The 20,671-nt window shown below is 62.0% G+C and carries 26 protein-coding genes; 9 read left to right on the top strand and 17 right to left on the bottom strand.

The genetic code is table 11. The annotated features are described in order from the left end of the window. The first annotated feature begins 85 nt into the window (after nt 1-85). Nucleotides 86-2,212 (top strand): transglycosylase domain-containing protein, encoded by a 2,127-nt coding sequence (locus ASC97_RS03250; RefSeq protein WP_057466888.1) that lies wholly within the window; start codon nt 86-88, stop codon nt 2,210-2,212. 8 nt (nt 2,213-2,220) lie between these two features. Here ASC97_RS03250 and ASC97_RS03245 read toward each other — a convergent pair whose 3' ends face one another. After that, nucleotides 2,221-2,541: a HigA family addiction module antitoxin gene (locus ASC97_RS03245; protein WP_057467001.1), complete on the bottom strand. Its 321-nt coding sequence runs from the start codon at nt 2,539-2,541 to the stop codon at nt 2,221-2,223. After that, nucleotides 2,513-2,797, bottom strand: coding sequence for a type II toxin-antitoxin system RelE/ParE family toxin (locus ASC97_RS03240; protein ID WP_057466887.1), 285 nt, complete (start codon nt 2,795-2,797; stop codon nt 2,513-2,515). Before ASC97_RS03240 ends, ASC97_RS03245 begins: the two co-directional genes overlap by 29 nt. A gap of 140 nt (nt 2,798-2,937) precedes the next feature. Here ASC97_RS03240 and ASC97_RS03235 point away from each other — a divergent pair, with 140 nt between their 5' ends. Together ASC97_RS03235 and ASC97_RS03230 are read left to right on the top strand one after the other, a co-directional pair. Continuing rightward, nucleotides 2,938-3,525 carry a DUF1214 domain-containing protein gene (locus ASC97_RS03235; protein ID WP_057466886.1) on the top strand — a complete coding sequence of 196 codons (588 nt, stop codon included), beginning with the start codon at nt 2,938-2,940 and terminating at the stop codon, nt 3,523-3,525. Then, nucleotides 3,518-4,072, top strand: a complete 555-nt coding sequence (locus ASC97_RS03230; protein ID WP_057466885.1) for a DUF1254 domain-containing protein — start codon at nt 3,518-3,520, stop codon at nt 4,070-4,072. Before ASC97_RS03235 ends, ASC97_RS03230 begins: the two co-directional genes overlap by 8 nt. A gap of 10 nt (nt 4,073-4,082) precedes the next feature. Here ASC97_RS03230 and ASC97_RS34570 read toward each other — a convergent pair whose 3' ends face one another. Continuing rightward, nucleotides 4,083-4,250: a hypothetical protein gene (locus ASC97_RS34570; protein ID WP_200959429.1), complete on the bottom strand. Its 168-nt coding sequence runs from the start codon at nt 4,248-4,250 to the stop codon at nt 4,083-4,085. Nucleotides 4,251-4,750: 500 nt separating this feature from the next. Between ASC97_RS34570 and ASC97_RS03220 the strand changes: the two genes are divergently transcribed. Beyond that, nucleotides 4,751-4,957 carry a hypothetical protein gene (locus ASC97_RS03220; protein ID WP_057466883.1) on the top strand — a complete coding sequence of 69 codons (207 nt, stop codon included), beginning with the start codon at nt 4,751-4,753 and terminating at the stop codon, nt 4,955-4,957. 244 nt (nt 4,958-5,201) lie between these two features. After that, entirely contained in the window at nt 5,202-6,254 is a 1,053-nt protein-coding gene (locus ASC97_RS03215; protein ID WP_057466882.1) for a DUF2336 domain-containing protein, read from the top strand. A gap of 9 nt (nt 6,255-6,263) precedes the next feature. Here ASC97_RS03215 and ASC97_RS03210 read toward each other — a convergent pair whose 3' ends face one another. The 3 genes from ASC97_RS03210 to ASC97_RS03200 form a co-directional block, all read right to left on the bottom strand. Then, a complete protein-coding gene (locus tag ASC97_RS03210) occupies nt 6,264-6,620 on the bottom strand; it encodes a DUF1491 family protein (protein WP_057466881.1) in 357 nt (118 codons plus the stop codon). A gap of 76 nt (nt 6,621-6,696) precedes the next feature. Further along, entirely contained in the window at nt 6,697-7,626 is a 930-nt protein-coding gene (locus ASC97_RS03205) for a peptidoglycan-binding domain-containing protein (protein ID WP_057466880.1), read from the bottom strand. Next, nucleotides 7,598-9,139 carry a sensor histidine kinase gene (locus tag ASC97_RS03200; RefSeq protein ID WP_057466879.1) on the bottom strand — a complete coding sequence of 514 codons (1,542 nt, stop codon included), beginning with the start codon at nt 9,137-9,139 and terminating at the stop codon, nt 7,598-7,600. Before ASC97_RS03200 ends, ASC97_RS03205 begins: the two co-directional genes overlap by 29 nt. A gap of 453 nt (nt 9,140-9,592) precedes the next feature. On the opposite strand from ASC97_RS03200, the gene ASC97_RS03195 reads away from it, so the two are divergent. Then, nucleotides 9,593-10,093, top strand: a complete 501-nt coding sequence (locus tag ASC97_RS03195; protein WP_057466878.1) for a DUF5330 domain-containing protein — start codon at nt 9,593-9,595, stop codon at nt 10,091-10,093. 209 nt (nt 10,094-10,302) lie between these two features. After that, the gene (locus tag ASC97_RS03190; protein ID WP_057466877.1) at nt 10,303-10,725 is read left to right on the top strand and encodes a SufE family protein; all 423 of its coding nucleotides are present in this window, start codon (nt 10,303-10,305) and stop codon (nt 10,723-10,725) included. Between the two features lie 31 nt (nt 10,726-10,756). Here ASC97_RS03190 and ASC97_RS03185 read toward each other — a convergent pair whose 3' ends face one another. The 11 genes from ASC97_RS03185 to ASC97_RS34565 all read right to left on the bottom strand — a co-directional run bounded on the left by ASC97_RS03185 (nt 10,757) and on the right by ASC97_RS34565 (nt 19,360). Continuing rightward, on the bottom strand, nt 10,757-11,617 hold the full coding sequence (locus ASC97_RS03185; RefSeq protein WP_057466876.1) for a DUF6456 domain-containing protein: 861 nt from the start codon (nt 11,615-11,617) through the stop codon (nt 10,757-10,759). Continuing rightward, nucleotides 11,610-12,032, bottom strand: coding sequence for a helix-turn-helix domain-containing protein (locus ASC97_RS03180; protein ID WP_057466875.1), 423 nt, complete (start codon nt 12,030-12,032; stop codon nt 11,610-11,612). The genes ASC97_RS03185 and ASC97_RS03180 overlap by 8 nt, the downstream gene beginning before the upstream one ends. Before the next feature lie 214 nt (nt 12,033-12,246). Beyond that, nucleotides 12,247-12,681: a MucR family transcriptional regulator gene (locus tag ASC97_RS03175; RefSeq protein ID WP_037062182.1), complete on the bottom strand. Its 435-nt coding sequence runs from the start codon at nt 12,679-12,681 to the stop codon at nt 12,247-12,249. A 442-nt stretch (nt 12,682-13,123) separates the two neighbouring features. Beyond that, nucleotides 13,124-13,456, bottom strand: a complete 333-nt coding sequence (gene mnhG / locus ASC97_RS03170; RefSeq protein ID WP_057466874.1) for a monovalent cation/H(+) antiporter subunit G — start codon at nt 13,454-13,456, stop codon at nt 13,124-13,126. Beyond that, nucleotides 13,453-13,881, bottom strand: a complete 429-nt coding sequence (locus ASC97_RS03165) for a cation:proton antiporter (RefSeq protein WP_057466873.1) — start codon at nt 13,879-13,881, stop codon at nt 13,453-13,455. The genes mnhG and ASC97_RS03165 overlap by 4 nt, the downstream gene beginning before the upstream one ends. After that, nucleotides 13,878-14,351 carry a Na+/H+ antiporter subunit E gene (locus ASC97_RS03160; protein ID WP_057466872.1) on the bottom strand — a complete coding sequence of 158 codons (474 nt, stop codon included), beginning with the start codon at nt 14,349-14,351 and terminating at the stop codon, nt 13,878-13,880. The genes ASC97_RS03165 and ASC97_RS03160 overlap by 4 nt, the downstream gene beginning before the upstream one ends. Beyond that, nucleotides 14,348-15,904 carry a Na+/H+ antiporter subunit D gene (locus ASC97_RS03155; RefSeq protein ID WP_057466871.1) on the bottom strand — a complete coding sequence of 519 codons (1,557 nt, stop codon included), beginning with the start codon at nt 15,902-15,904 and terminating at the stop codon, nt 14,348-14,350. The genes ASC97_RS03160 and ASC97_RS03155 overlap by 4 nt, the downstream gene beginning before the upstream one ends. Nucleotides 15,905-15,906: 2 nt before the next feature. Further along, nucleotides 15,907-16,284, bottom strand: coding sequence for a Na+/H+ antiporter subunit C (locus tag ASC97_RS03150; protein ID WP_057466870.1), 378 nt, complete (start codon nt 16,282-16,284; stop codon nt 15,907-15,909). Further along, complete coding sequence (locus tag ASC97_RS03145; RefSeq protein WP_057466869.1) at nt 16,284-16,703, bottom strand: Na(+)/H(+) antiporter subunit B; 420 nt, start codon at nt 16,701-16,703, stop codon at nt 16,284-16,286. The genes ASC97_RS03150 and ASC97_RS03145 overlap by 1 nt, the downstream gene beginning before the upstream one ends. Beyond that, a complete protein-coding gene (locus tag ASC97_RS03140) occupies nt 16,700-19,078 on the bottom strand; it encodes a putative monovalent cation/H+ antiporter subunit A (protein ID WP_057466868.1) in 2,379 nt (792 codons plus the stop codon). Before ASC97_RS03140 ends, ASC97_RS03145 begins: the two co-directional genes overlap by 4 nt. Nucleotides 19,079-19,192: 114 nt before the next feature. Beyond that, the gene (locus tag ASC97_RS34565) at nt 19,193-19,360 is read right to left on the bottom strand and encodes a hypothetical protein (RefSeq protein ID WP_200959428.1); all 168 of its coding nucleotides are present in this window, start codon (nt 19,358-19,360) and stop codon (nt 19,193-19,195) included. Between the two features lie 243 nt (nt 19,361-19,603). Between ASC97_RS34565 and msrB the strand changes: the two genes are divergently transcribed. Next, on the top strand, nt 19,604-20,014 hold the full coding sequence (gene msrB / locus ASC97_RS03135) for a peptide-methionine (R)-S-oxide reductase MsrB (protein WP_057466867.1): 411 nt from the start codon (nt 19,604-19,606) through the stop codon (nt 20,012-20,014). Nucleotides 20,015-20,151: 137 nt separating this feature from the next. Then, entirely contained in the window at nt 20,152-20,670 is a 519-nt protein-coding gene (locus ASC97_RS03130) for a hypothetical protein (protein ID WP_156390306.1), read from the top strand. Nucleotide 20,671 lies beyond the last annotated feature (1 nt).

Genomic DNA, 20,671 nt, shown 5'->3' with positions numbered 1-20,671 from the left:
ACTCCGGAGGCTGTCGGCAGATTGCCATAGTCCGGCGTCAGGCTCGTCCGACGTCGAAGTGACTGATCGGGCGGGAATATAAGACGTGACGGATCCGGACAATCCAGAAAAACAGCCGCGCAAGAAACGCCACTTGCTGCTGAAGATCGATTCGTGGATCGATTCGACCATCTGGAACGCCGGCTTCCGCTCGGCCGAGATCTGGGAAGACATCACCATCTTCTTCCGCCGCTTCCGCGTTCGCGGCTGGAAGCGCATCGTCTTCGAACTGGGCGGCGAAGGCCTGACCCTTGGAGCCGTGGGCGCCGTCCTGATGCTCACCCTTGCCCAGCCAGCATTCGAGGCTACCAAGGAAGATTGGCGCAATCGCGGCGACTATGCCGTTACCTTCCTCGACCGCTACGGCAACGTCGTCGGCCACCGCGGCGTCATACATCAGAATTCGGTGCCGATCGACGAACTTCCGGATGCCCTCATCAAATCGGTCATCGCCACCGAGGACCGCCGCTTCTTCGACCATTTCGGGATCGATTTCATCGGCCTGTTCCGCGCGCTTTCCGAAAATGCCCGGGCAGGCGGCGTGGTCCAGGGCGGCTCGACATTGACGCAGCAGCTCGCCAAGAACCTGTTCCTCTCCAACGAGCGCTCCATCGACCGCAAGATCACCGAAGCCTTTCTGGCGCTCTGGCTGGAGGCCAACCTGTCGAAGAAGGAAATCCTCTCCACCTACCTCGACCGCGCCTATATGGGCGGCGGCACCTTCGGAGCGGCTGCGGCCGCGCAATTCTATTTCGGCAAGAGCATCACGGACGTGAACCTGGCCGAGTCGGCCATGCTCGCGGGCCTCTTCAAGGCGCCCGCGAAGTATGCACCGCACGTCAACCTGCCGGCCGCGCGCGGACGCGCCAACGAGGTTCTCACCAATCTCGTGCAGAGCGGGCTGATGACCGAGGGACAGGTGATTGCCGCGCGGCGCAATCCCGCCACCGTCGTCGACCGCAACCAGGTGGAGTCGCCAGACTTCTTCCTCGACTGGGCCTTCGACGAGGTCATGCGCCTCTCCCCCCGATTCCATCAGCATTCGCTGATCGTTCGCACCACGATCGACATGGGAATGCAGAACGCGGCCGAGGATTCGGTCGAGACCTCGCTGCGCGAGTATGGCGAGAGCTATCACGCCAAGCAGGGTGCGATGGTGATGATCGAAAACGGCGGCGCCGTGCGCGCCATGGTCGGCGGCCGCGACTATGGCGAAAGCCAGTTCAACCGCGCCACCAAGGCGCTGCGGCAACCGGGCTCCTCCTTCAAGGTCTACACCTATTCGGTCGCCATGGAGAGCGGCATGACGCCTGACAGCGTCGTGGTGGATGCGCCGATCTCCTGGGGCAACTGGAGCCCTCACAACTACGAAAACCGCTATGCGGGCCGCGTCACGCTGGCGACAGCCATCGCCCAGTCGATCAACACGATACCGGTGCGTCTTGCCAAGGAGAAATTCGGGATCGCCCCGATCCGGGCGATGGCCAAGAACCTCGGCGTCGAATCTCCGGTTCGAAACGACGTCACGATCCCGATCGGCACGTCCGAAGTGACGGTCATGGATCAGGCGACGGCCTACGCCGTCTTCCCGGCAGGCGGCTACCAGTCACGGCGTCACGGCATCAGCCAGATTCTCGACTATGGCGGGGACGTGCTCTACGACTTCGACCGCGACGAGCCGCCGGCCAAGCGCGTGCTTTCGGAAAAAGCCGATTCCTACATGAACCAGATGCTGACCCGCGTTCCCTATTTCGGGACCGCGCGCAAGGCCGCGCTCGACAACGGCATCCTGACGGCGGGCAAGACAGGCACCACCCAGGCCTATCGCGACGCCTGGTTCATCGGCTACACCGGCAACTTCACCGGAGCAGTGTGGTTCGGCAACGACGACTACACGTCGACCAACAAGATGACGGGCGGCTCACTGCCGGCCATGACCTTCAAGCGCGCCATGGACTATGCCCACCAGGGAATCACGCTCCGCCAGATCCCCGGCGTGACCGCCCCCGAACCCGCCAAGACCGTTGCCGCAAAGCCCGCCGAGGGCAGCCCGCCCCCGCTCCTGCGGCCGCGCATGCTTTCGGCAGAATCGACGCGAATCCTCAAGGATCTCGGCGAGCAGCTCAAGGCCGCCCCGCCCCTTGCTCCGCAGAAGGTCGCCAGTGCCGGATGAGGCGGTGGTCAGGCAGCGCGCGGCGTAATGCGCGAGAGGTCGTCGTGAATTTGGCGGTGCCGTTCCATGAGGTCGTGGTCGGCCTGCAGTCCAAGAAAGAAGCCGTCTGACAGGCCAAAGTAGCGGGCCAGGCGCAAGTCCGTGTCAGCGGTCACGTTGCGCTTGCCAAGCACAATCTCGTTGATGCGACGTGGGGGGACCCGAAGCGCCCGCGCCAAGGCGTTCTGGCTCAGCTCCAGCGGCTTCAAGAACTCTTCCAATAGAATTTCGCCGGGATGCGGGTTGGGAAGCAACTCGTTCTCACTTGTGGTAGTCGACGATTTCGACATCATAGACCCCTCCATCTTGCCATAGGAAACACACGCGCCATTGGTCGTTGATACGGACAGAAAGCTGCCCGCGACGATCACCTTTCAAAGCTTCCAGGCGGTTTCCCGGAGGGATGCGCAAATCCTCCGCCGACCTTGCCTGATTGAGCAAACGAAGTTTTCTGAGCGCGATCGCCTGAATATCAGGCGGCAATTTCCTGCTGCGGACACCGTTCCAGACTTTCTCGGTCTCAGCATCAGCAAAGTTGACGATCATGCGCCATCCGCCATAACGTTCATCGTTATATAACGCGACGCGTTATGCATGTCAAACCGCCCCCTTTTGCGCCTCGACCATTCCGCCGCGCCAGAATCAGTGGTAACCCTTTCAACTGATTTGTCTATCAAGGGCGCCCAGTGTTTAGATTTCCTCTCTTCATTGCGATGACGCTGATTATCGCCTTTGGCGGCGGGATTCTGATTTCGCTTTATGCATTGAATGCGACGGCGGGCTTCGGTGCCATCAAGCTCGGCGCGTGGGAAGCATTTCCGGAATTGCAGACCGAAGAGGCCGATCCCTATGCCAAATCGCATCGGGCGCGGGCCGGCCAGTTGCTCTATGGAAGCGCCGAAGGGCTCATGTTTACCGCCAGGGTTGACGACGAAGGCCAACGCCTGAACGCGGGATGCAGCTACCGGCTCGTCGGGCAGACTCCGCCGGCGCGCATCTGGACGCTTTTCACTGCCGACAACAGCGGCAATCCGGCGTCGCTGCAGGACGGCCTGCCTGGCGCGTTGAACGCCTGGACGGTGCTGCGCCAGCCGGACAGCAGCTTCTCGATCGACATTTCCGCCCATGCCCGGCCGGGCAACTGGCTGGCGCTGCCGGCGGCGGGGACCTTTCAGCTGGTCTTGACGCTCTTCGACACGCCGACCGCCGGCAGTTCAGGGGTGATCGACCTTGCGATGCCGAAACTCCTGAAGACGGGGTGCGGCAATGGTTAGGATGGTCTTCGCCCTGCTTGCCGGCCTTTTCGGCGCAGCACTCCTGCATCTCGTCATCATCCTGGCCCTGCCGCATTTCACCGGCAAGGACGCGGCAACGCGCGTCGCGTCGGAAGGCGATATCGACACCTTCTACCTGCTCGGAGCCACGAACGACACGGCCGGCTTGTCGAACGACGATCCGTTCGTGCGCACCGCGGTCTGCTCCTACGACATCGAGGAAAATCCGGTGCGCCTCACGGCGAAGGGCAATGTGCCCTTCTGGTCGACCGCGCTCTACGACGAGGCCTCCAACGAGATCTTCAGCATGAACGACAGGACGTCGGTGGGGGGTGCGCTCGATATCCTGATCGGCACCCCGATCCAGCTGACTGAGCTTCGCAAGGCGTTACCGCAGGCGTTGCAAAAGACCATTCTGGTCGAGACGACGCGCACCGAAGGCTATGCGGTCCTGAGGACGCTTGCTCCTCAGGCAAGCTTCAACACGTCGGCCACGAATTTCCTTTCGGAAGCCCGATGCGACGAGTTCGCCGGGGCGACGAACTGAGGAAGCCTGCCTATTTCTTCGTGCGTGTCGCGCGGCGGCCAACGGAGGGCTTCGCGCCTTCGCCGAGGCGTTCGTAGCGTACGCCCGTGAAGAGCAGGATCTGCGCCTCCACAGGTTTTCTGTCCTTGCGGCCATGCGCCTGAGACAGACGGTCAGCCAATGCGACGACTATTGCCATGCTCGTCCCCCTGCACTGCCCGAGACGGATGAACGTGTGAATCTCACCCTGCCCGCCTTCGCGGACCAGCGCGTACTTTCGAGCCACCCCAGGCTCTCAGGCCATTCGCGCCTTTCTCACGGCACTATCCGAAAATACCGTGACGTGGATACCTGCGACCGGATCCCGGCCGCGTCGTTCCTTACCCGGATTGGGACATATGAGAGTTAACAGATTGCTAATTTTCCATCTTGTATTCGCCGCCCTGTAAACGCTTCGCCGCCGGTTTTGGTTGCAGCGCTCGTCGAAAAAGAATGGGCATCAATCGGCAATATGAAAATTAGCTTTAATTCATACACTTAACCATCCATCGGGGGCGCAAAGGTTAATGTTGCATATTTACATCACGAAAATTCTAATTGCAGTTCGTTGCCATGGAGGTAGAGTAGGTCCGTCAGCCGAAGGGCAAGGGCGACTGATGTCATATTGGGTCTGAAGTGTTAGCCAGGGTGGGCAGGCAAATGACTTTGATGATTGGTTCGACATTTTCCCCTGAAGATCTTGATATATTGCGACACGCACTCGACGCCTGGTGCGCCGAAAAGCGCGTCGATATCAAGAGTTCCGAGGCACATATCGCGGCTTCGGCGGCGCTTGATCTCTATCAGTCCGGATACAACGACGGCGAACGGCTTCTGCTGGCGCTGCGCGGACACAAAGGCCTTTGAGAGGGCTCCATGAGAAGCGATCGTTTTCGCTTCAGCTTGCCTGAGCGGTCGGTCGCGACTCCTCTCGCAGGTGATCTGCGTGCATCCGAACGGGTGTTCATTCCGGTACAATTTGAATCAAATCTTCAACAAGCGTTAACCCTGCGTCTGTAGGATTTGTTCATAAACCGTATGTGGTAGAGGGGCGTCTCTCCAACGCGTCCAGTCCTGCGGCATCCCTCTTGCATTTCCAGGGTGTGTTCTTGTGCGTGACCGGTTTCGAGACCTAGAGGCCCCCTCCGCCAGCCGGAAGAAGGACGTAGTTCTCATGGCGACCGTCAGCAGCTTCGAGGGATTGCAACCGCCAACGCGATCCGAACTCAGGCAGTTTGCGGAACTCTTCACGCCCCTCTTTGCCGCCTCCTCCGACGAAGCCAAGCGACAGGCCGTGGCGGCGCTTTCACAATGCGCGCAGATCCCGCAGGCGGTTGCCCTTTTCGTCGGCTGCCAGCCGATCGCGGTCGCTGCCCCTTTCCTCACTTCCTCGCCGGCCATCGACGACGACACCCTGATCGCCATCGCCCGCATGCAGGGCAGCGCGCATATGAAGGCGATCGTCAGCCGCGATACGCTTTCTCCCCGCGTCATCGACGTGCTGGTCGGGCTGCGCCACGCCGAACCGCGTCAGATGGAAGCGGCAGCGACGCCTCCTGCAGTCGAGCGTGCCGAGGAACGCGTGTTCGTGCCCCCGCCTCCCCTTGCGCCCTCCGACAGCGCTCCGGAGGCGATGCCTGCCAATCGCGAGGAAGAGACGCGCGAGCGGATCCGTGGGCTCGCACGCCATCTCGGGAGGGACGATACCGACCGTCTGGGCCTGCGGACCCTTTCGGGCGTTCAGGCAGCGCTGCTGGTCCGCTTTGCCCGCAACCGGGAAGCGCCACAATTTGCAACGGCGCTCGCCGATGCGCTCTCGGCGAGCCGCTGGCTTGCCGAACGCATCCTGCTCGACATGTCCGGACAGCAGCTGGCGACGACCCTGACAAGCCTCGGCATGGACTTTCTCGACGCCGTATTCGTGCTTGAGAAGCTCTACCCGCACCTGGCGGAGGCGCAGCACAGCGTCACCCGCGCATGGATGGTGCTCGATGCGCTCGACCCGGAGGAAAGCAACGCCCGCGTCGAGTCCTGGCGCCGGGCCGATCGCTATACCTACCTGCCGGAACAGTCGACGCCCGCAGCGACCCAGGTGCCCGCAAGCCGCCAGGCGCGCCAGGTGCCCCCGGCGCGCGACATGCGCACCATCAGCCGCGCACGGTAATAATACCCGCTACAGGGGGTTCTTGCGCTCGTCGACCACCGGGACGATGTCCTCGACATCGTCGGCTTCGAGCTCGACGACCCATAGGTCGGGATCGAACCTGCGTTCGCGGTCCAGCATGTCCCGGACGCGGTCGGCATCCTGCCGCGCCAGCCTGATCTCGAACAGCCGATCTCCGCTATCCTCCTGGTCGAAGACGCTCTGCGGCGCGGGGCCATAGAGCGTTTCCAGACCGTCTCGGAAACGCTGCCTGATGAAGATCGCGCCGGCTTCCTCGGCTCCCTTCTTCTCGACGGCGGCGAAGTCGCCCTTGCCGAAAACGCGGCGCAGGAGTGCGGAAACGAAGATGTCGGTGCGTAATCTCATGAACGCGGTATAGGCCGGGTCACCGATGGCGGCAATGCCACGGCATGCGCGGACTGCACCTGACGGCTCGAGCCGATCAAAGCGCGCCGATTTCCTTGAGCTTTTTCAGCACGGCCTCGCTCGGCTCGCCTGTTTCAGGGAGGTTGTAGTGCTTCTGGAAATGGCGGATGGCGACGCGGGTCTGCTCGCCGGCCACGCCGTCGATCCCGACATTGGTGTAGGCCATGTTGGCAAGGCCCTTCTGGATCTTCAACACCAGGTCGACGCTGGTCAGCGCTGCAGACTGCGTCTGCCTCGCCGGGGTCGGCGCGGTCTTGATGGACTTTTCCGCGCTGCGGATGGCGGCGGCGACCGGATCTTCGGCGGCCGCCACGGAGGACAGGTCCTCGCGCGGGCGCTCGGCCGGGACGGTCGACGGGCCGGCGGTATCGGTCTTCAGCGCCGCCAGCACATCGGGCGTTGCATCGCCCTTCTGCGGCATGCCCACCGTTTCCTCGAAAAACAGGATCGCAGCACTGGTGCGCGGACCGATGACCCCGTCCGGAGCGCCGTTGTAGAGGCCGCGACGAACGAGCTCGCTCTGGATGTCCATCACCAGTTGGCTCGCCGGCTGTCCGCCCGGGACGGCAGGGGGCGTGGCGTTCGTGGTCTGGGACGCATCGGCCTCGTCCTGCCGCTCGATCTTGAAGGTCGTGACCTCGCCCACATGCTGCTCGATCGGCGGACGAGCGCCAAGCACGTTCGGGAACAGCGGGTCGCGGGTGCGCAGGAACGGATGCGGATGGGTTCCGGGCTGGTACCAGAGGGCGTTGGCGGCGACGAAGCTGAAGATGACCAGGAATGCCGCCGTTCCGCCGGCAATCGACGGGTTGCGACCGACGATGCCGCCGAGCACGCCGGCGCCCTGCAGCCCCAGGCTGCCGACGACACTAGCCCCGGTGAGAAGCAAGCCCGGCTTCTGCCGGCCCTTCCTTCCCTTAGGCGATTTTCGCTTGCTCGCGGCCATCGAAAAGCCCCTCTTCCAAGAATCCGGCATAGGCCGGCGCAGTCTTCAGTCGCGGCGGAAACTCGACCGGATCGTTGCCGGAAGCGCCCGCTGCCGGAATGCCCGAGCCGTCCGCCGCTATCGAAATCGTTATGATCGTGCCGGCGCCAGGCGTGCTGGCGATCGCGAAGTCGCCGCCATGCAGCGCCACGAGACCCTTTACCAGGGAGAGGCCGAGGCCTGTCCCCTCGAACCGGCGGGTATACTCGTTCTGGATCTGAACGAAGGGCTGCCCAAGCATCTCCAGCTTGTCGGTCGGGATGCCGATGCCGGTATCGCTGACGCAGAGTTCAAGAATGCCGTCGCGCATCGAGGCGTCGATCGAGATCGCGCCGCCTGCCTCGGTGAACTTGACGGCATTGCCGACAAGATTGATGAGGATCTGCTGTATGGCACGCTGATCGGCGACGACGTCTTCCAGGCCACGCTGGATGCGGCTCGTCAGCGAGACGCCCTTGGCCCTCGCCTGCAGCCCCAGCATCGCCTCGCAGGAGCGGATTGCGGCGCCGATATCGAAGCCTTCGAGAAGCAGCTCGTAACGGCCGGCCTCTATCTTGCTCATATCGAGCATGGTGTTGACGACGGATAGCAGGTGCGCGCCCGAGTCGCGAACGAGCCCGACATATTCGCGCTGGCGGTCATTGCCGAGCTTGCCGAAATATTCGCCGAGCAGGATATCGGAAAAGCCGAGGATGGCATTCAGCGGCGTGCGCAGCTCGTGGCTGACGGCCGCCAGGAACCGCGACTTCGCATCGTTGGCCGACTGCGCCTCGACGGCGTGGTTGTGTGCCTCAAGGCGCAACTGCTGCTCGACCGAGACGTCGCGCAGCTGTGCGACCACGCTCAGGAGGGCGCCATCGACATCGCGCCGCGCCGTGAGATCGGTCCTGAGATAGGAGAACTGGCGGTTGTCGCGCGACAGCGGCGGGCGCTCCAGGCGCAGGTCGACGGTCGCCTGCTCCTCGCCCTGACGCAGCCGATCGAGCGCCTGAAGGAAGACGATCCGGTCCGAGACGTGGATCTGCTCGACGAAGCCCTTGCCCTCCAGGGGGCGCATCCAGGCTAGATAGTCGCGCCTGTCGCGGCCGCCGGCGCTCATGACGCCACCCTGGGGATCGAGGAACAGGATCAGACCGGCGCTGGCTTCCATGAAGAAGTCTTCGGCAGACTGGGTTGCCACAACAGACGTTGCCACACTCTGGCGCGACAAGGCGATGCTCCCGACAGCGGAAAACAGGAAAGCGGCACAGACTGCGGCCACGCCCGCGGGCAAGGCCACGGCTGGGCTGGTGATCAGTGAAAGGCCGACAGGAGCGGCGACGAGGGCCGCCGAGGACAGGAGCGCAAGACGGCGCAGAATGACGAGCTCGCGCTGGCGCAGCGCTGCACTTCCCCCTGTTCCGGAGAGCCAGCGTTCCGCCGCCCGGTCCACGAGGGCTGTCGCCCGATCTGCGATTTCACTCAATATACGCACGCAATACCCGCCCAAAAAAGGCTCTTTACCGAGTGCCGACAATAGGCCGCGGGCGCTTAAGGAAAGAATAAAGGAAAGCGCCGCTCCACAGCAGGAAAGCGCCAAAAGTCCCGTTTTGGGGCACGGCAACGCGGCTTTGTTTTTTACGGTTAACAGCGAGTAAGCGACGGATTTCGCTCATATTTCAGCATAGCATTAACGCTTGTGGCAAGCCCGCCACAAGGATTCCCTGCAATTACAGGAGGCGGGCGTTGGCATGCTTAACGCCGGTCGCTACAATTTGACCGAAATGCGCCAAAGATGCCTTCGATTAAAATTTGAACTAAATTTGCCGCAAATGCCGACGAGTTTTGAAAACAGGCATTCGCACGTTCTCTCTAAGGTGAAGTCACACCGGAGGACCGGCCCGATTCGGCAACAAGACCGAACGGGAAAACAGGATGGGCAACGACTATGTGGTTTCTGATCAAAGGATCGTTCTGGTTCGGACTTGTGCTGGTGCTCCTGTCGTTCTTCAGCGGCGAGCGCTCGACTGACGTCGCCAGCCAGCCGACATTGCAATTCTCCGACGCGTTCGTCGCCGCGACCGGCGCGTACGACTACCTGAGCGGCCTATGCGGGGAGAAGCCTGAAGTGTGCGCCAAGGGCGCAGACACGATGGCAGCCCTCGGCCACCGGGCACGCACCGGCGCACTCGTCGCCTTCGAAATGCTCGACACCAAGTTCGGCAGCGGCAAGAGCGCCAATGTGACGACGGCCGCGACGACGACACCTGCTGTCGGCCTGGCGCCCGTGCAGACGGCAGCTGCCGCCACACAGCAGGTTCATGAAGAGCGGACCGCTCTCAACCAGCCGATGCCTTACCGCCCGCCGGTCGACGATGGCGACGAAGCTTCGTCCGACCATGTCACGACAGGCACCATTCCGCTGCCGACCCCACGACCGGCAACCTGAAGAATTCCGCGGGATATCCCGCACCAAAGCTTGCACCGGTGCCACGCAATATGCGGAGCCGCCCTGTGCCTGACGTGCCTGCCCTGTTTGCTTTTCAGCGATTTGCTGCGCCGCGAGGATGCCCATCCTTCGCGGCGTTTTCTTTTTAATGGTTCAAATCTGGCTGCGTTTCACCTATATGAGACCTGACAACGAAAGGCCATTTCTCCATGACGTCCCTCGATCAGATCATCGACGATTTTACCTTCCTCGACGATTGGGAAGATCGCTATCGCTATGTGATCGAGCTGGGGAAGGCGCTGCCGGACCTTGCCGACGAGAAGAAGACGTCGGCCAACAAGGTGATGGGCTGCGCCAGCCAGGTCTGGCTGGTGACGCATACCTCAGGCAACCCCGACAATCCTTTGATGACCTTCGAAGGCGATTCGGACGCGCATATCGTGCGCGGCCTCGTCGCCATCGTGCTCGCCACCTATTCCGGCAAGACGGCTTCCGACATCGCTGCACTCGATGCCTTCGAGGTATTTTCGAAGGTCGGACTTGTGGAAAACCTGTCCTCGCAGCGCTCGAACGGGCTGCGCTCGATGGTCAACCGCATTCGCGAGGAGGCGCGCGTACGCGCTGCGGCCTGAGGCCGGCGTGTCCGCCCCCTGCGCTCCGGCGTCATAATTCCGGCCGATACCCCTCCGCTCCCCAATGCTCGACGCGCCGATGGCGCGAAGGCGCTTCCGGATTGTAGTGCCGCGACAGCGCCAGCAGCGCCGTGCGCAGCATCAGCTTGGCCGAGCGGGCCGGCCACTGGCGTTCTCGCTCGACGGTCTCAAGCCCTTTCATGAAGCAGCATACATCGAGTGCGACGCCCGACAGTTCCGGTCCGACCGCCTGCAGCGCGCGATTGACGGCGATGCGCGCGGCCGTCGCACTGTCGGTCAGCTCAGTCATGCCGCCGCGCGATCCCCTGACACTGCCCGAAAGCCGCGGTTCCCACGATGCGGTGACGCGCGGCTGAAGCTGGCCGCGGGTGAAATCCGCAAGGAGCCTCTCGCCGGCGGCGACGGCGATCTCGGGCAGGAACGCACCGCCACTCCTGTCCTTCAGACGCGAAAGACCGGCCAGCGGCGATTCCTGGCTGTTGAGGCGCACGCGTTGTGTGGTTCCCTCTACATCCGCAAGAGCGTCGCCGATTGCCGCATGCTGATTGAGGAAGGCTTCCTCCTGCTCGGCTGCGGCGCGACGAAGGTATGATCGCGCCGGAGAACCGACACGGACGGTGCCGGCTGCCCTCTCTGCCAGTCCCGACATCAGGGCTTCGGCGAGCAGCGCGGCCGGCACGACGCAGCGTGCCCCATCGCCAAGCCGAAGAGACCGCGATCCGTCCTCGCCCGTCTCCTCGCTTGCCTCCTCTCTGGCCTCCTCGCTTGCCTCCTCTCCGGCCTCCTCTCTGGCCGGTCCGCGCATCAAGAACTTCACGAGCCTGACCATTGCCTTGCTGTGACCGGTATTGCCGCGGCTCGCACTATTCATGGCCGGCAACTCCATTCGACCGGAAGACAGTATTGACCGTGCGCTCGACGGCGGCGACAAACTCGTCGAAATCCGGGTCGTCACGGCGATCCTCGATCATGTGGCACGCATAGCCAACCGTGGTGCGGTCCCGACCGAAGGCCTTGCCGATTTCGTGGAGCGGCATCTGCAGCGCGACATGGCAGACGTACATGGCGATCTGGCGGACGTGGCAGAACGCACGCCGGCGGTCGCGAGGCATCTGGATGCGATGGGCGGCGAGCAACAGCATTTCGTTGGTGATCTGTGCGCAGATCCGGCAAACGGTATGGATGGGAAGGGTCACGGGCGGCGGGACATAGCCCGAACAATCGCTTTGCGCCTGCACCCAGATCCGGGGCGCCGGGGCGCCTCGCAAAATATGTCCAATCGGCATATGAATACTCCTAACGATAGGAATTAATTCATACACACTACACAGGAGCGGGGATAAACAAAAGCCGTCTCCGTCTACCGCACTTTTGTTTTCGCTTCTTAATTTCGACGTCAAGCGAAAATTTGTGGGATTATTTTCCTCCTCCGTTTTTTCTCAGGAATCAAAAAAGCCGGGCTCTCGCCCGGCTCGTTATATTCGCAATATCCGAAATTTGTCAGCCGCGACCGCGCTTGCGGCGCTGACCGAGACCCATTTCCTTGGCGAGGCGCGAACGCGCTTCGGCATAGGCCGGAGCTACCATCGGGTAGTCGACCGGAAGATCCCATTTTTCGCGATATTCTTCGGGCGAAAGGCTGTGGTGTGTCATCAAATGGCGCTTCAGCGACTTGAAATTGCCACCACATTCAAGGCAGGTGATCTGCTCGTCCTGAACGGATTTGCGTACCGATACAGCCGGCTTCTGCTTTTCGACGACCGCTGTTGCTGGCTGCGGCGTCGAAGTATTGCTGAGTGCCGAATGCACGTCGGAAATGAGGTTGGCGAGATCGCCCACCGGTACGACGTGGTTGCTGACATAGGCGGCGACAATATCTGCGGTAAGCTCCACCAGCAATTCCGGCCCGCTACCGGCGGCTGCAGTATCCGTCATATTTCGTTTCTCCTGTTTGCATACTCAAAACGTCTAGGGCCTCTTGGTCCTAGACCGCTATCGTAGAGCGAACAGCAAAAAACTCAGTCTGCGGCTACATGTTTCGAAAAACTGAAATCCACCCCTAGATTTCGAGGCCGAAACCCGTTCTTATACTGCCTGATCTTAAATTAGTACGATCGCATCCACGTCGCTTCCTCAATTAAACACTGAAATTCAAAGTCACTGAGGAAAAAAGCAATGTGATTCTAATTCAATATCAGAACTCTACTTGAACAATCAATTATCACCGTTTTGCGAAAACGCCAATTATTATTTCATATATATCCGTCAAAAAATGCCCATCTCTTAAGAATTAGTAAGCATGTGCCGAAACATTAATCGTCGGCGGCACTGCTTAAAGCTGCGAAAAACTGCTTAAAATACTGAATCGTCACAGCTCTTACCTTTCAAGAAGATCGTCGCGCACCGAAGGTGGCAGAAGTGGATAACCTGTCTTGTGCGCCGCTCTCGCGAGCAGATGTGCAGCAACAGGCGCCGTCAGTATAAAAAACACGAATCCGGCAATAGCCCGGACGAAGACAGCAAGTTCTCCCGAGGCGATACCGGCGGCAACGAGCAGCAAACCGGAACCGACCGTTCCCGCCTTCGAAGCCGCGTGCATGCGGGTATAGAGATCCGGCAGGCGCAGGATGCCGAGGGCGGCGACCAGCGCGAAAAGCGAACCCACCAGCGACAGGACGGCGACAACGATCGCGACAAAATAGTCTGTCATTTCTTGCCCTTCGTTGTCTTTCGTCCCTTGCCCTTGGGGGCGGCATCGGGCTTTTTCGTGACGGCCCGCGCTGTTTTTGCATCCCGTCCGGTTTTCGTGTCCCGTTCGGGCTTCGTGTGTCGTTCGGGCTTGCGCCCTTCAGTCGCGCCGCCACGCGACATCACGAAGCGCGCGAAGGCGACTGTGGCGAGAAAGCCGACGAGGCCGAGCGAGATGGCGATGTCGATATAAAGTGAAAAACCGGTCTTGACCGCAATTACGGCAATAAAACCGATCGCCGTGCCCGATAGTGTATCCAGTGCAAGAATACGGTCGGGAAGCGTCGGCCCTGCCATAACCCGCCAGGTGGCGAGCAGGAAGGCGATCGCCAATATCACCAGCGCGACAGCGGCCGCCATGGAAATGATGGCAAGCGGCGTGATCATCGGAACGCCTCCAGTATCTTTCGCTCGAAGCCGTTGGCGATATCGCGCTTCGCCGCTTCCGGATCGGAGCAGTCAAGCGCGTGAACGTAGAGGGTCCTGCGATCGTCGGAGACATCGACGGACAGCGTCCCGGGCGTCAGGGTGATCATGTTGGCAAGCAACGTGATCTCGAAATCGCGATCGACGGTCAGCGGAAAGGCGAAGATGCCCGGCTTCAGCTGCATGTCCGGGCTGAGCACGGTGAGCGCGACCTTCCACGCGGAGAGCGCAAGCTCCCGAAGGAACAGGAGCATCAGAGACAGGATGGCAAACCCTTGCAATAGATATCCGCGGCTGCCGTAGGGCTCGCGCACGACGAAAAGTGCCAGCGCGCCAAGTACGAAGCCGAAAGCGAGATTGTGAGCCGAGGCGCTGCCGCTGACGGCGGCCCAGACGATTGCCAGCAACAGGTTGAGGAGAAGACCGATCACGGCGCGACGCCTCCCGGAAAGACCGACTGAACGTAGGGGAACGGATCGGCCAGGCCGACCGCGGCTGCCTGCGACAGCGCCAGCAGCCGTTCCGGCAATATGCCGAAGCCGACGACCAGGGCGGACAGGATCAGGAGCGGCAGCGCGGCCCGCCATCCGATCGGCCCGGCGGTTTCGGAACCCGAGGCCGCCGGCCGCCAGTAGGCCAGAAGGAAGACGCGGCCGAAAACGATCGTCGTCAGGAAGCCGCCGACCAGGATCGCCGCCGCGAGCCACCATGCCCCGACATCGATCGACGCCTTAACCAGTATGACCTTGGGCCAGAAGCCGGAGAACGGCGGCAGGCCGCAGGCGGCGAAGAAGAGGACGAGAGACAGGCCGGCAAAAGCGCCGTTGCGCCGGTAGAGGCCCCCCAGCCCTGCCAGCGAGAAGCTCCCGCCCAGCGACGCCGCCTGGCCGGCGAGCAGGTAGAGTGCCGTCATCAGCACCATGGAATGAACGGCATAGAAGACCGCGCCGGAGAGACCGCCCGCTGTGCCGAGCGCCACGCCGATCAGCATGTTGCCGATCCCCGAGATGACGACATAGCCGAGGAGCCTGCGGATATCGTCCTGGGCCAGAGCGCCGAGCGCACCGACGACGACCGTCGCCGCACCTGCGGCTGCGATCAGCAGGCTCAGTTGCTCGCGCTCCACCGGCAGAAGCATGACCATGATGCGGATCAGCGCATAGACGCCGACCTTGGTCAGCAGGCCGGCGAAGAGCGCCGAGACGACGATGCGCGGCGTGTGATAGGAGGCAGGCAGCCAGAAATTGACCGGAAACGCGGCAGCCTTCATGGCGAAGGCGAGCAGGAAGAGCGCCGACAACGTCATCAACGGTGCGCCCGGCCGCGCGCCCTCAGCCTTGGTTGCGATGTCGGCCATGTTGAGCGTGCCGAAGACGGCATAGAGGATGCCGACGGCAATCAGAAAGAGCGTTGTCCCGATGAGATTGAGGACCGCATACTTCATGGCGCCGTCGATCTGCTGCCGTTCGGAACCCAGGATCAGGAGGCCGAAGGAGGAGATCAGCAACACTTCGAACCAGACGTAGAGGTTGAAGACGTCGCCGGTCAGGAACGCGCCCGTGACGCCCGCCATCAGCATCAGCAGCAAAGGAAAGAAGCCGTAGCGGCGGCCGCTGTCGGTGACGTCGGCAAGCGCATAGATGCCGCCGGCGAAGGCCACGATGGCTGCCGTCAGCGCCAGCAGCGCGCCAAGCAGATCGACGGTGAAGGCAATGCCGAAGGGCGGCAGCCATCTACCCATGACCATGGTCAGCGGACCGTGGGCAACCACCCTGGCAAGCAGCGCCGCGTCCGTCAGGACCAGCAGGGCAAGGCCGGGAATGGCGATCAGCGCCTGCAGGCGCGAGGCTCGGGCGATCAGCAGGACGGCACCGAGGATGATGCAGAGCGCAACCGGCGCAATGACCAACCAGTTGTCGAGCGGCACCGGCGTGGCGACGAATGCCACCGAAAGATCTGCGATTTTTCCAGTCGGAGCTGCCATCACTAATATCCCAGCGGCGGCAGCGGCGCATCGTCGGGCTCCGCGACGCGCATCCTGTCGGTATTGTCGGTGCCGATGTCCTGGTAGGCGCGATAGGTCAGCACCAGAAGGAAGGCAAGGAACGAGAACGAGATGACGATGGCCGTCAGGATCAACGCCTGCGGCAGCGGATTGGCGGCGCCGGCTGGCAGCGTGTCGAGGCCTTCCGGAATGATCGGCGGTACCTCGCGCGTCAGCCGGCCGGCCGTGAACAGCAGCAGGTTCACCGCGTTGCCGAGGATGGCGATGCCGAGCATGATGCGGATCGAAAACTTCGACAGCATGAGGTAGATGGCGGCGGCAAAGAAGAGCCCGACGAGGATGGCGAAAACCGGCTCCATCAGTCGACCTCCCTTTCCTCGAGCGCCAGCGCGATCGAGGTAATGGCGCCGACCACGACGAGATAGACGCCGATATCGAAGAGCATGACGCTCGAAAGCGCCACTTCGACGCCTGCTATCTCGGGGTAGATCCACAGGCCGGTCATGAACGGAACGCCGAATGCGACCGACAGAACGCCCGCCGAGCACGACATCAGCAGACCCGCGCCGGATATCGCCAGCGGGTGAAAGACGATGGCGCGGCGCACCGAACCGACGCCGCGGGCAATCCCGAAGATCGCCAGCGCCGACGCGGCAACCAGTCCGCCGGTGAAGCCGCCGCCGGGCTCGTTGTGGCCACGCAACAGGACGAAGATCGAGAACAGCAGCATCAGCGCGGTCAGAACAGGGGCGATGGTGCGGAAGATCAGCGTGTTCATGGGCGTTCCACCCCGAGATCGTCAGGCGCATCGGGATCGTTTTCGGCAAGCCTGCGCTCCGTCTGGGCCCGCACGCGAATGAGGGCGAGAATGGCGAGGCCGGCAATCGCGACGACCGCGATTTCCCCGAGCGTGTCGGTGCCGCGGAAGTCGACGATGATGACGTTCACCACATTGGCCCCGTGGGCGATCGTCTTGGAGTATGTATTGAAGAAGTCGGTCAGCGTCGTGTTGAACGGCGCCGCGGTCGCCTTCATCAAAAGCAGACCAAAGCCGGTTCCGCAGGCAATCGCCACGGCGCCATCGAACAGCGCCTGGCGAAGCGGCCTTCGATCGGTCGGCGACAGCCTGAGGCGTGTCATCACCAGCGCCAGGATGACGACCGAGAGCGTCTCGACCATAAGCTGGGTGAAGGCGAGATCGGGCGCGCCGAACAGCAGGAAGATGATAGCGACGGAAAAACCCTGGATGCCGAGCGAGACGATCGCCGCCAGCCGGTCCCCTGCGACAACCACGGCGGCAAGGCCGGTGGCCGCCAGAAGCAGGATCGCCCATTCGTAGATCTGCACGCCAGCCGGCCATGCCGGAAGGGACGGCAATTCATCGTAGAGCCAGAGGGGCACGAGGAGGCTCGCCGCAACGCAGATGAAGGTGCTGGTCACGTAGAGCTCCAGCCGCCCGGGCTGGACAATGCGCGTGACGCGGGCGGCGAACCGCACGAGGCCGGCGATGGCAAGGTCGAAGCCGCGGTCGGGGCCTGGTCCGAGCATGCGCAACACGACGGCCATCAGCAGGCGGGCACGATCGAGCTGCCAATAGACGGCCATGCCGAGGACGGCGGTGAGTGCCGAAAGCAACAGCGGCACCCCGATATGGGGGACCACCGAGATCTCGATTTGCGCGGCCGAACCGCGCACCGCCGACGCCGTCGGCGAGGAAATGTAGCGGTGGGCCGTTGCGGAAAACAGTGCGGCTAGCAGGCCGAGCAGCGCCAGCACGACGGGGCCGGCCCACAGCAGCGGCGGCGCCTCGTGCGGATGCTTCGGTGTCTCGACGGGCGTGCCGAGAAAGGGCTTGAGCGCCACGGCAAAGCCGATCGCGAACATCAGCGCGTTGCCGAATACGGTAATCATGGTGAAAACGATGGACCGAGGATCGCCGTGGGCAAGCGCCATATACATCTCTTCCTTGGCGAGGAAGCCGAAGAACGGCAGCAGGCCGCCCATCGAAAACGCGGCGGCGACAGCCGTCGCAAACGTCAGCGGCATCGCCTTTCGCAGCCCCGCCAGGCGGGTGATGTCACGCGTGCCGGCTTCATGATCGACAATGCCGGCGACCATGAACAGGGCGCCCTTGAACAACGAATGCGCGACCAGGTAGAGCACCGCCGCCTCGACGGCGTAGGGCGTTCCGAAGCCCGTCAGGAGCACCAGCAGACCCAGCGAGGAGACGGTGGTATAGGCGAGTTTGAGCTTCAGATCGGTCTGGCGCACCGCCAGCAGCGTGCCGACGATCAGCGTCGCTCCGCCGAAAACGGGAAGCAGGATATTCCAGGCAAGCGTATCGCCCATGGCGGGGTTGAGCCGCATCAGCAGGTAGACGCCCGCCTTCACCATGGTCGCGGAATGCAGGTAGGCGGACACCGGCGTCGGCGCCTCCATGGCGTTGGGCAGCCAGAAATGAAACGGAAACTGCGCGGACTTGGTAAACGCGCCGCCGAGCACGAGCAGCAGGATCGGCAGGTAGTACGGATTGGCGCGCAGCAGATCGCCCGACTGCAACAGCACCGACAATTGCGCTGCGCCGGTGACACTCCAGATCAGCAGCAGCCCGGCCAGCAATGCCAGCCCGCCGCCACCGGTGACCACGAGCGCCTGCAGCGCAGCCCGGCGCGCTGCCTCGCGCCGATCGTCGAAGCCGATCAACAGAAACGAGGTAATCGAGGTCAGTTCCCAGAAGACGAACAGCACCAGGAAACTGTCGGACACGACAAGGCCGAGCATGGCGCCCATGAAGAGGAAGATGTACGAAAAGAAGCGTCCCTGATCCGGGTGGCCCTTCAGGTATCCCCCGGCGTAGAGCACCACCAGTGCGCCGATGCCGGTGATCAGCAGGGCAAACGTCACCGAAAGGCCGTCGAGGAGCCACGAGAAAGCGAGATCGAGGCTTGGCACCCAGACGTAGCCGCCGCGGACGATACCGCCTGCCGCGAGCATCGGCAGGAGACTGAAGAAATGCAGGAAGGCCAGCAGGGGAGCCAGCGCCAGCAGCCAGGCGGCATTCGCGCCAAATGCGCGTACCAGGAAGGGGGCGAGAACAGCGCCAAGGAACGGCATACAGAGGGCCGCGAACGTCAATGCCGTTACATCGGCCATATCCCCTCCCCTGCTCGCAAGGCTTTGAAAGCCGACCTGAAATCGGAAGTGCCCGTAACGTTTAGGAGAAGACGCACGCGGTCTCAAGCTCTGTTCGGCCAAATGGCGCGTTTCTCACAGAGAAGCGTACCGAACCGCGCCTGAGATCTTGCGTGACACGTAGTTGTGCAGAAGAAAAGCAATCACAAGAAGCGGCCAGACGAGGCAGAGGACAAGACCCACCATGCGCGCCAGGGTCCAACCGCCGTGAAAGGTCCAGCCTTCCAGAAGGGTCATCAGCATGAATACCGCCGAGACAGCGCAATATCCCCCGCACAGAATATGAATATGGAGCACGGCATCCCTCCCGACCGTACCGCGACGACACGATCGATCAACAATACAGGCAAACAACGCGGGATATGAGTGCCACAATATGCGTAGACGCGGTGCTCAGCCGAAGGATCTATCCCTTGATCGATTTCGCGGCAGGCACCACATTACAGACGAAAAATCGAATGCCCCCAGCGCGAAAGGAGCCAGCCCATGGCCGATACGACGATCGCCAAGGTTCACAAGACAGACGCCGAATGGAAGGAACAGCTGACACCCGAGCAATACCGCGTTACCCGGCAGCACGGCACGGAGCGGGCATTCACCGGGCCATACTGGGATTCCTTCGAGACCGGGCTCTATCGCTGCGTCTGCTGCGATGCGCCGCTGTTCCGTTCGGACACCAAGTTCGACGCCGGCTGCGGCTGGCCGAGCTATTTCGAGCCGGTGTCCGCCGACGCCGTCACCGAGTACCGCGACACGACCTACGGCATGGTCCGCACGGAAATCCGCTGCGGCAACTGTGAAGCGCATCTCGGCCACGTCTTCCCCGACGGCCCACCGCCCACCGGTCTGCGTTACTGCATCAACGGCCACTCGATGGTATTCGAGCCCGGCAAGTAGCATTCGACACGCACGTCCTTCGCGGACGATGGTGATGTGAGTTCGTGGCGGCGTTTTCGGCTGGAAAGCGCCAATAGCAGTCATTGCCTACTTCGCGAAAATCGGTATTTTCACAGAGTAACGAGAACGGAATATGTTTGGCGATGGAGGCGTTTAGGGCAGCGGCCTATTGTTTGATTGCTTACTCTTTGGTCGCGCCGGCATTGTTTGGCGACTTATCTTCGCCAATCTATTTTGTGAATTGGGCCCCGCCGGGACTTCGGCACTTCGTCCTGATTGCCAGTGCCGTATTTGCTGCAGCTATTGCCTCGCCCGTCGTCGTTCCTCAACTTTCCGGTACTATGCGACCTGCTTTGTTCACTGCTACGTGGGTGATGCTTACTGTGCTGCCAGTGGGGTTCTATGCAGATTGGCAGCGGAGGGAGGCTATTTCCCTATTCAATGCTGATATTGAAATACAGCATTCGTTCTTCCTGTCGATCCGTAAGGTTCCTCGCGAACATCAACTCTATGTTCATTCGGCTGCATTGAAGGCTTGCATTCCCTACATCTGGAGCTACCGCAATATGAGCCTGGTCCGGATTGACCCGAACGTGGCGGTCAACGTGTTGCCACCCGATTGGATCGCGCGATGCAATATCAAACGGACTCATTAAT

The sequence above is a fragment of the Rhizobium sp. Root1203 genome (assembly GCF_001424945.1).
In the GTDB taxonomy this organism is placed as follows: domain Bacteria; phylum Pseudomonadota; class Alphaproteobacteria; order Rhizobiales; family Rhizobiaceae; genus Rhizobium.
Note: the sequence above shows the minus strand (reverse complement) of the source record. Positions and strands in the feature narration are given on the sequence as shown.

Excerpts from the sequence above, each read along its gene's own strand:
- mnhG (WP_057466874.1), bottom strand. The coding sequence starts at position 13,456 with ATGACAGACTATTTTGTCGCGATCGTTGTCGCCGTCCTGTCGCTGGTG.
- ASC97_RS03155 (WP_057466871.1), bottom strand. The coding sequence starts at position 15,904 with ATGGCAGCTCCGACTGGAAAAATCGCAGATCTTTCGGTGGCATTCGTC.
- ASC97_RS03220 (WP_057466883.1), top strand. The coding sequence starts at position 4,751 with ATGACTTTGATGATTGGTTCGACATTTTCCCCTGAAGATCTTGATATA.
- ASC97_RS03240 (WP_057466887.1), bottom strand. The coding sequence starts at position 2,797 with ATGATCGTCAACTTTGCTGATGCTGAGACCGAGAAAGTCTGGAACGGT.
- ASC97_RS03145 (WP_057466869.1), bottom strand. The coding sequence starts at position 16,703 with ATGAACACGCTGATCTTCCGCACCATCGCCCCTGTTCTGACCGCGCTG.
- ASC97_RS03230 (WP_057466885.1), top strand. The coding sequence starts at position 3,518 with ATGGTTAGGATGGTCTTCGCCCTGCTTGCCGGCCTTTTCGGCGCAGCA.
- ASC97_RS03140 (WP_057466868.1), bottom strand. The coding sequence starts at position 19,078 with ATGGCCGATGTAACGGCATTGACGTTCGCGGCCCTCTGTATGCCGTTC.
- ASC97_RS03150 (WP_057466870.1), bottom strand. The coding sequence starts at position 16,284 with ATGGAGCCGGTTTTCGCCATCCTCGTCGGGCTCTTCTTTGCCGCCGCC.
- ASC97_RS34570 (WP_200959429.1), bottom strand. The coding sequence starts at position 4,250 with ATGGCAATAGTCGTCGCATTGGCTGACCGTCTGTCTCAGGCGCATGGC.
- ASC97_RS34565 (WP_200959428.1), bottom strand. The coding sequence starts at position 19,360 with ATGCTGATGACCCTTCTGGAAGGCTGGACCTTTCACGGCGGTTGGACC.
- ASC97_RS03205 (WP_057466880.1), bottom strand. The coding sequence starts at position 7,626 with ATGGCCGCGAGCAAGCGAAAATCGCCTAAGGGAAGGAAGGGCCGGCAG.
- ASC97_RS03175 (WP_037062182.1), bottom strand. The coding sequence starts at position 12,681 with ATGACGGATACTGCAGCCGCCGGTAGCGGGCCGGAATTGCTGGTGGAG.
- ASC97_RS03245 (WP_057467001.1), bottom strand. The coding sequence starts at position 2,541 with ATGTCGAAATCGTCGACTACCACAAGTGAGAACGAGTTGCTTCCCAAC.
- msrB (WP_057466867.1), top strand. The coding sequence starts at position 19,604 with ATGGCCGATACGACGATCGCCAAGGTTCACAAGACAGACGCCGAATGG.
- ASC97_RS03210 (WP_057466881.1), bottom strand. The coding sequence starts at position 6,620 with ATGAGATTACGCACCGACATCTTCGTTTCCGCACTCCTGCGCCGCGTT.
- ASC97_RS03165 (WP_057466873.1), bottom strand. The coding sequence starts at position 13,881 with ATGATCACGCCGCTTGCCATCATTTCCATGGCGGCCGCTGTCGCGCTG.
- ASC97_RS03185 (WP_057466876.1), bottom strand. The coding sequence starts at position 11,617 with ATGAATAGTGCGAGCCGCGGCAATACCGGTCACAGCAAGGCAATGGTC.
- ASC97_RS03180 (WP_057466875.1), bottom strand. The coding sequence starts at position 12,032 with ATGCCGATTGGACATATTTTGCGAGGCGCCCCGGCGCCCCGGATCTGG.
- ASC97_RS03190 (WP_057466877.1), top strand. The coding sequence starts at position 10,303 with ATGACGTCCCTCGATCAGATCATCGACGATTTTACCTTCCTCGACGAT.
- ASC97_RS03195 (WP_057466878.1), top strand. The coding sequence starts at position 9,593 with ATGTGGTTTCTGATCAAAGGATCGTTCTGGTTCGGACTTGTGCTGGTG.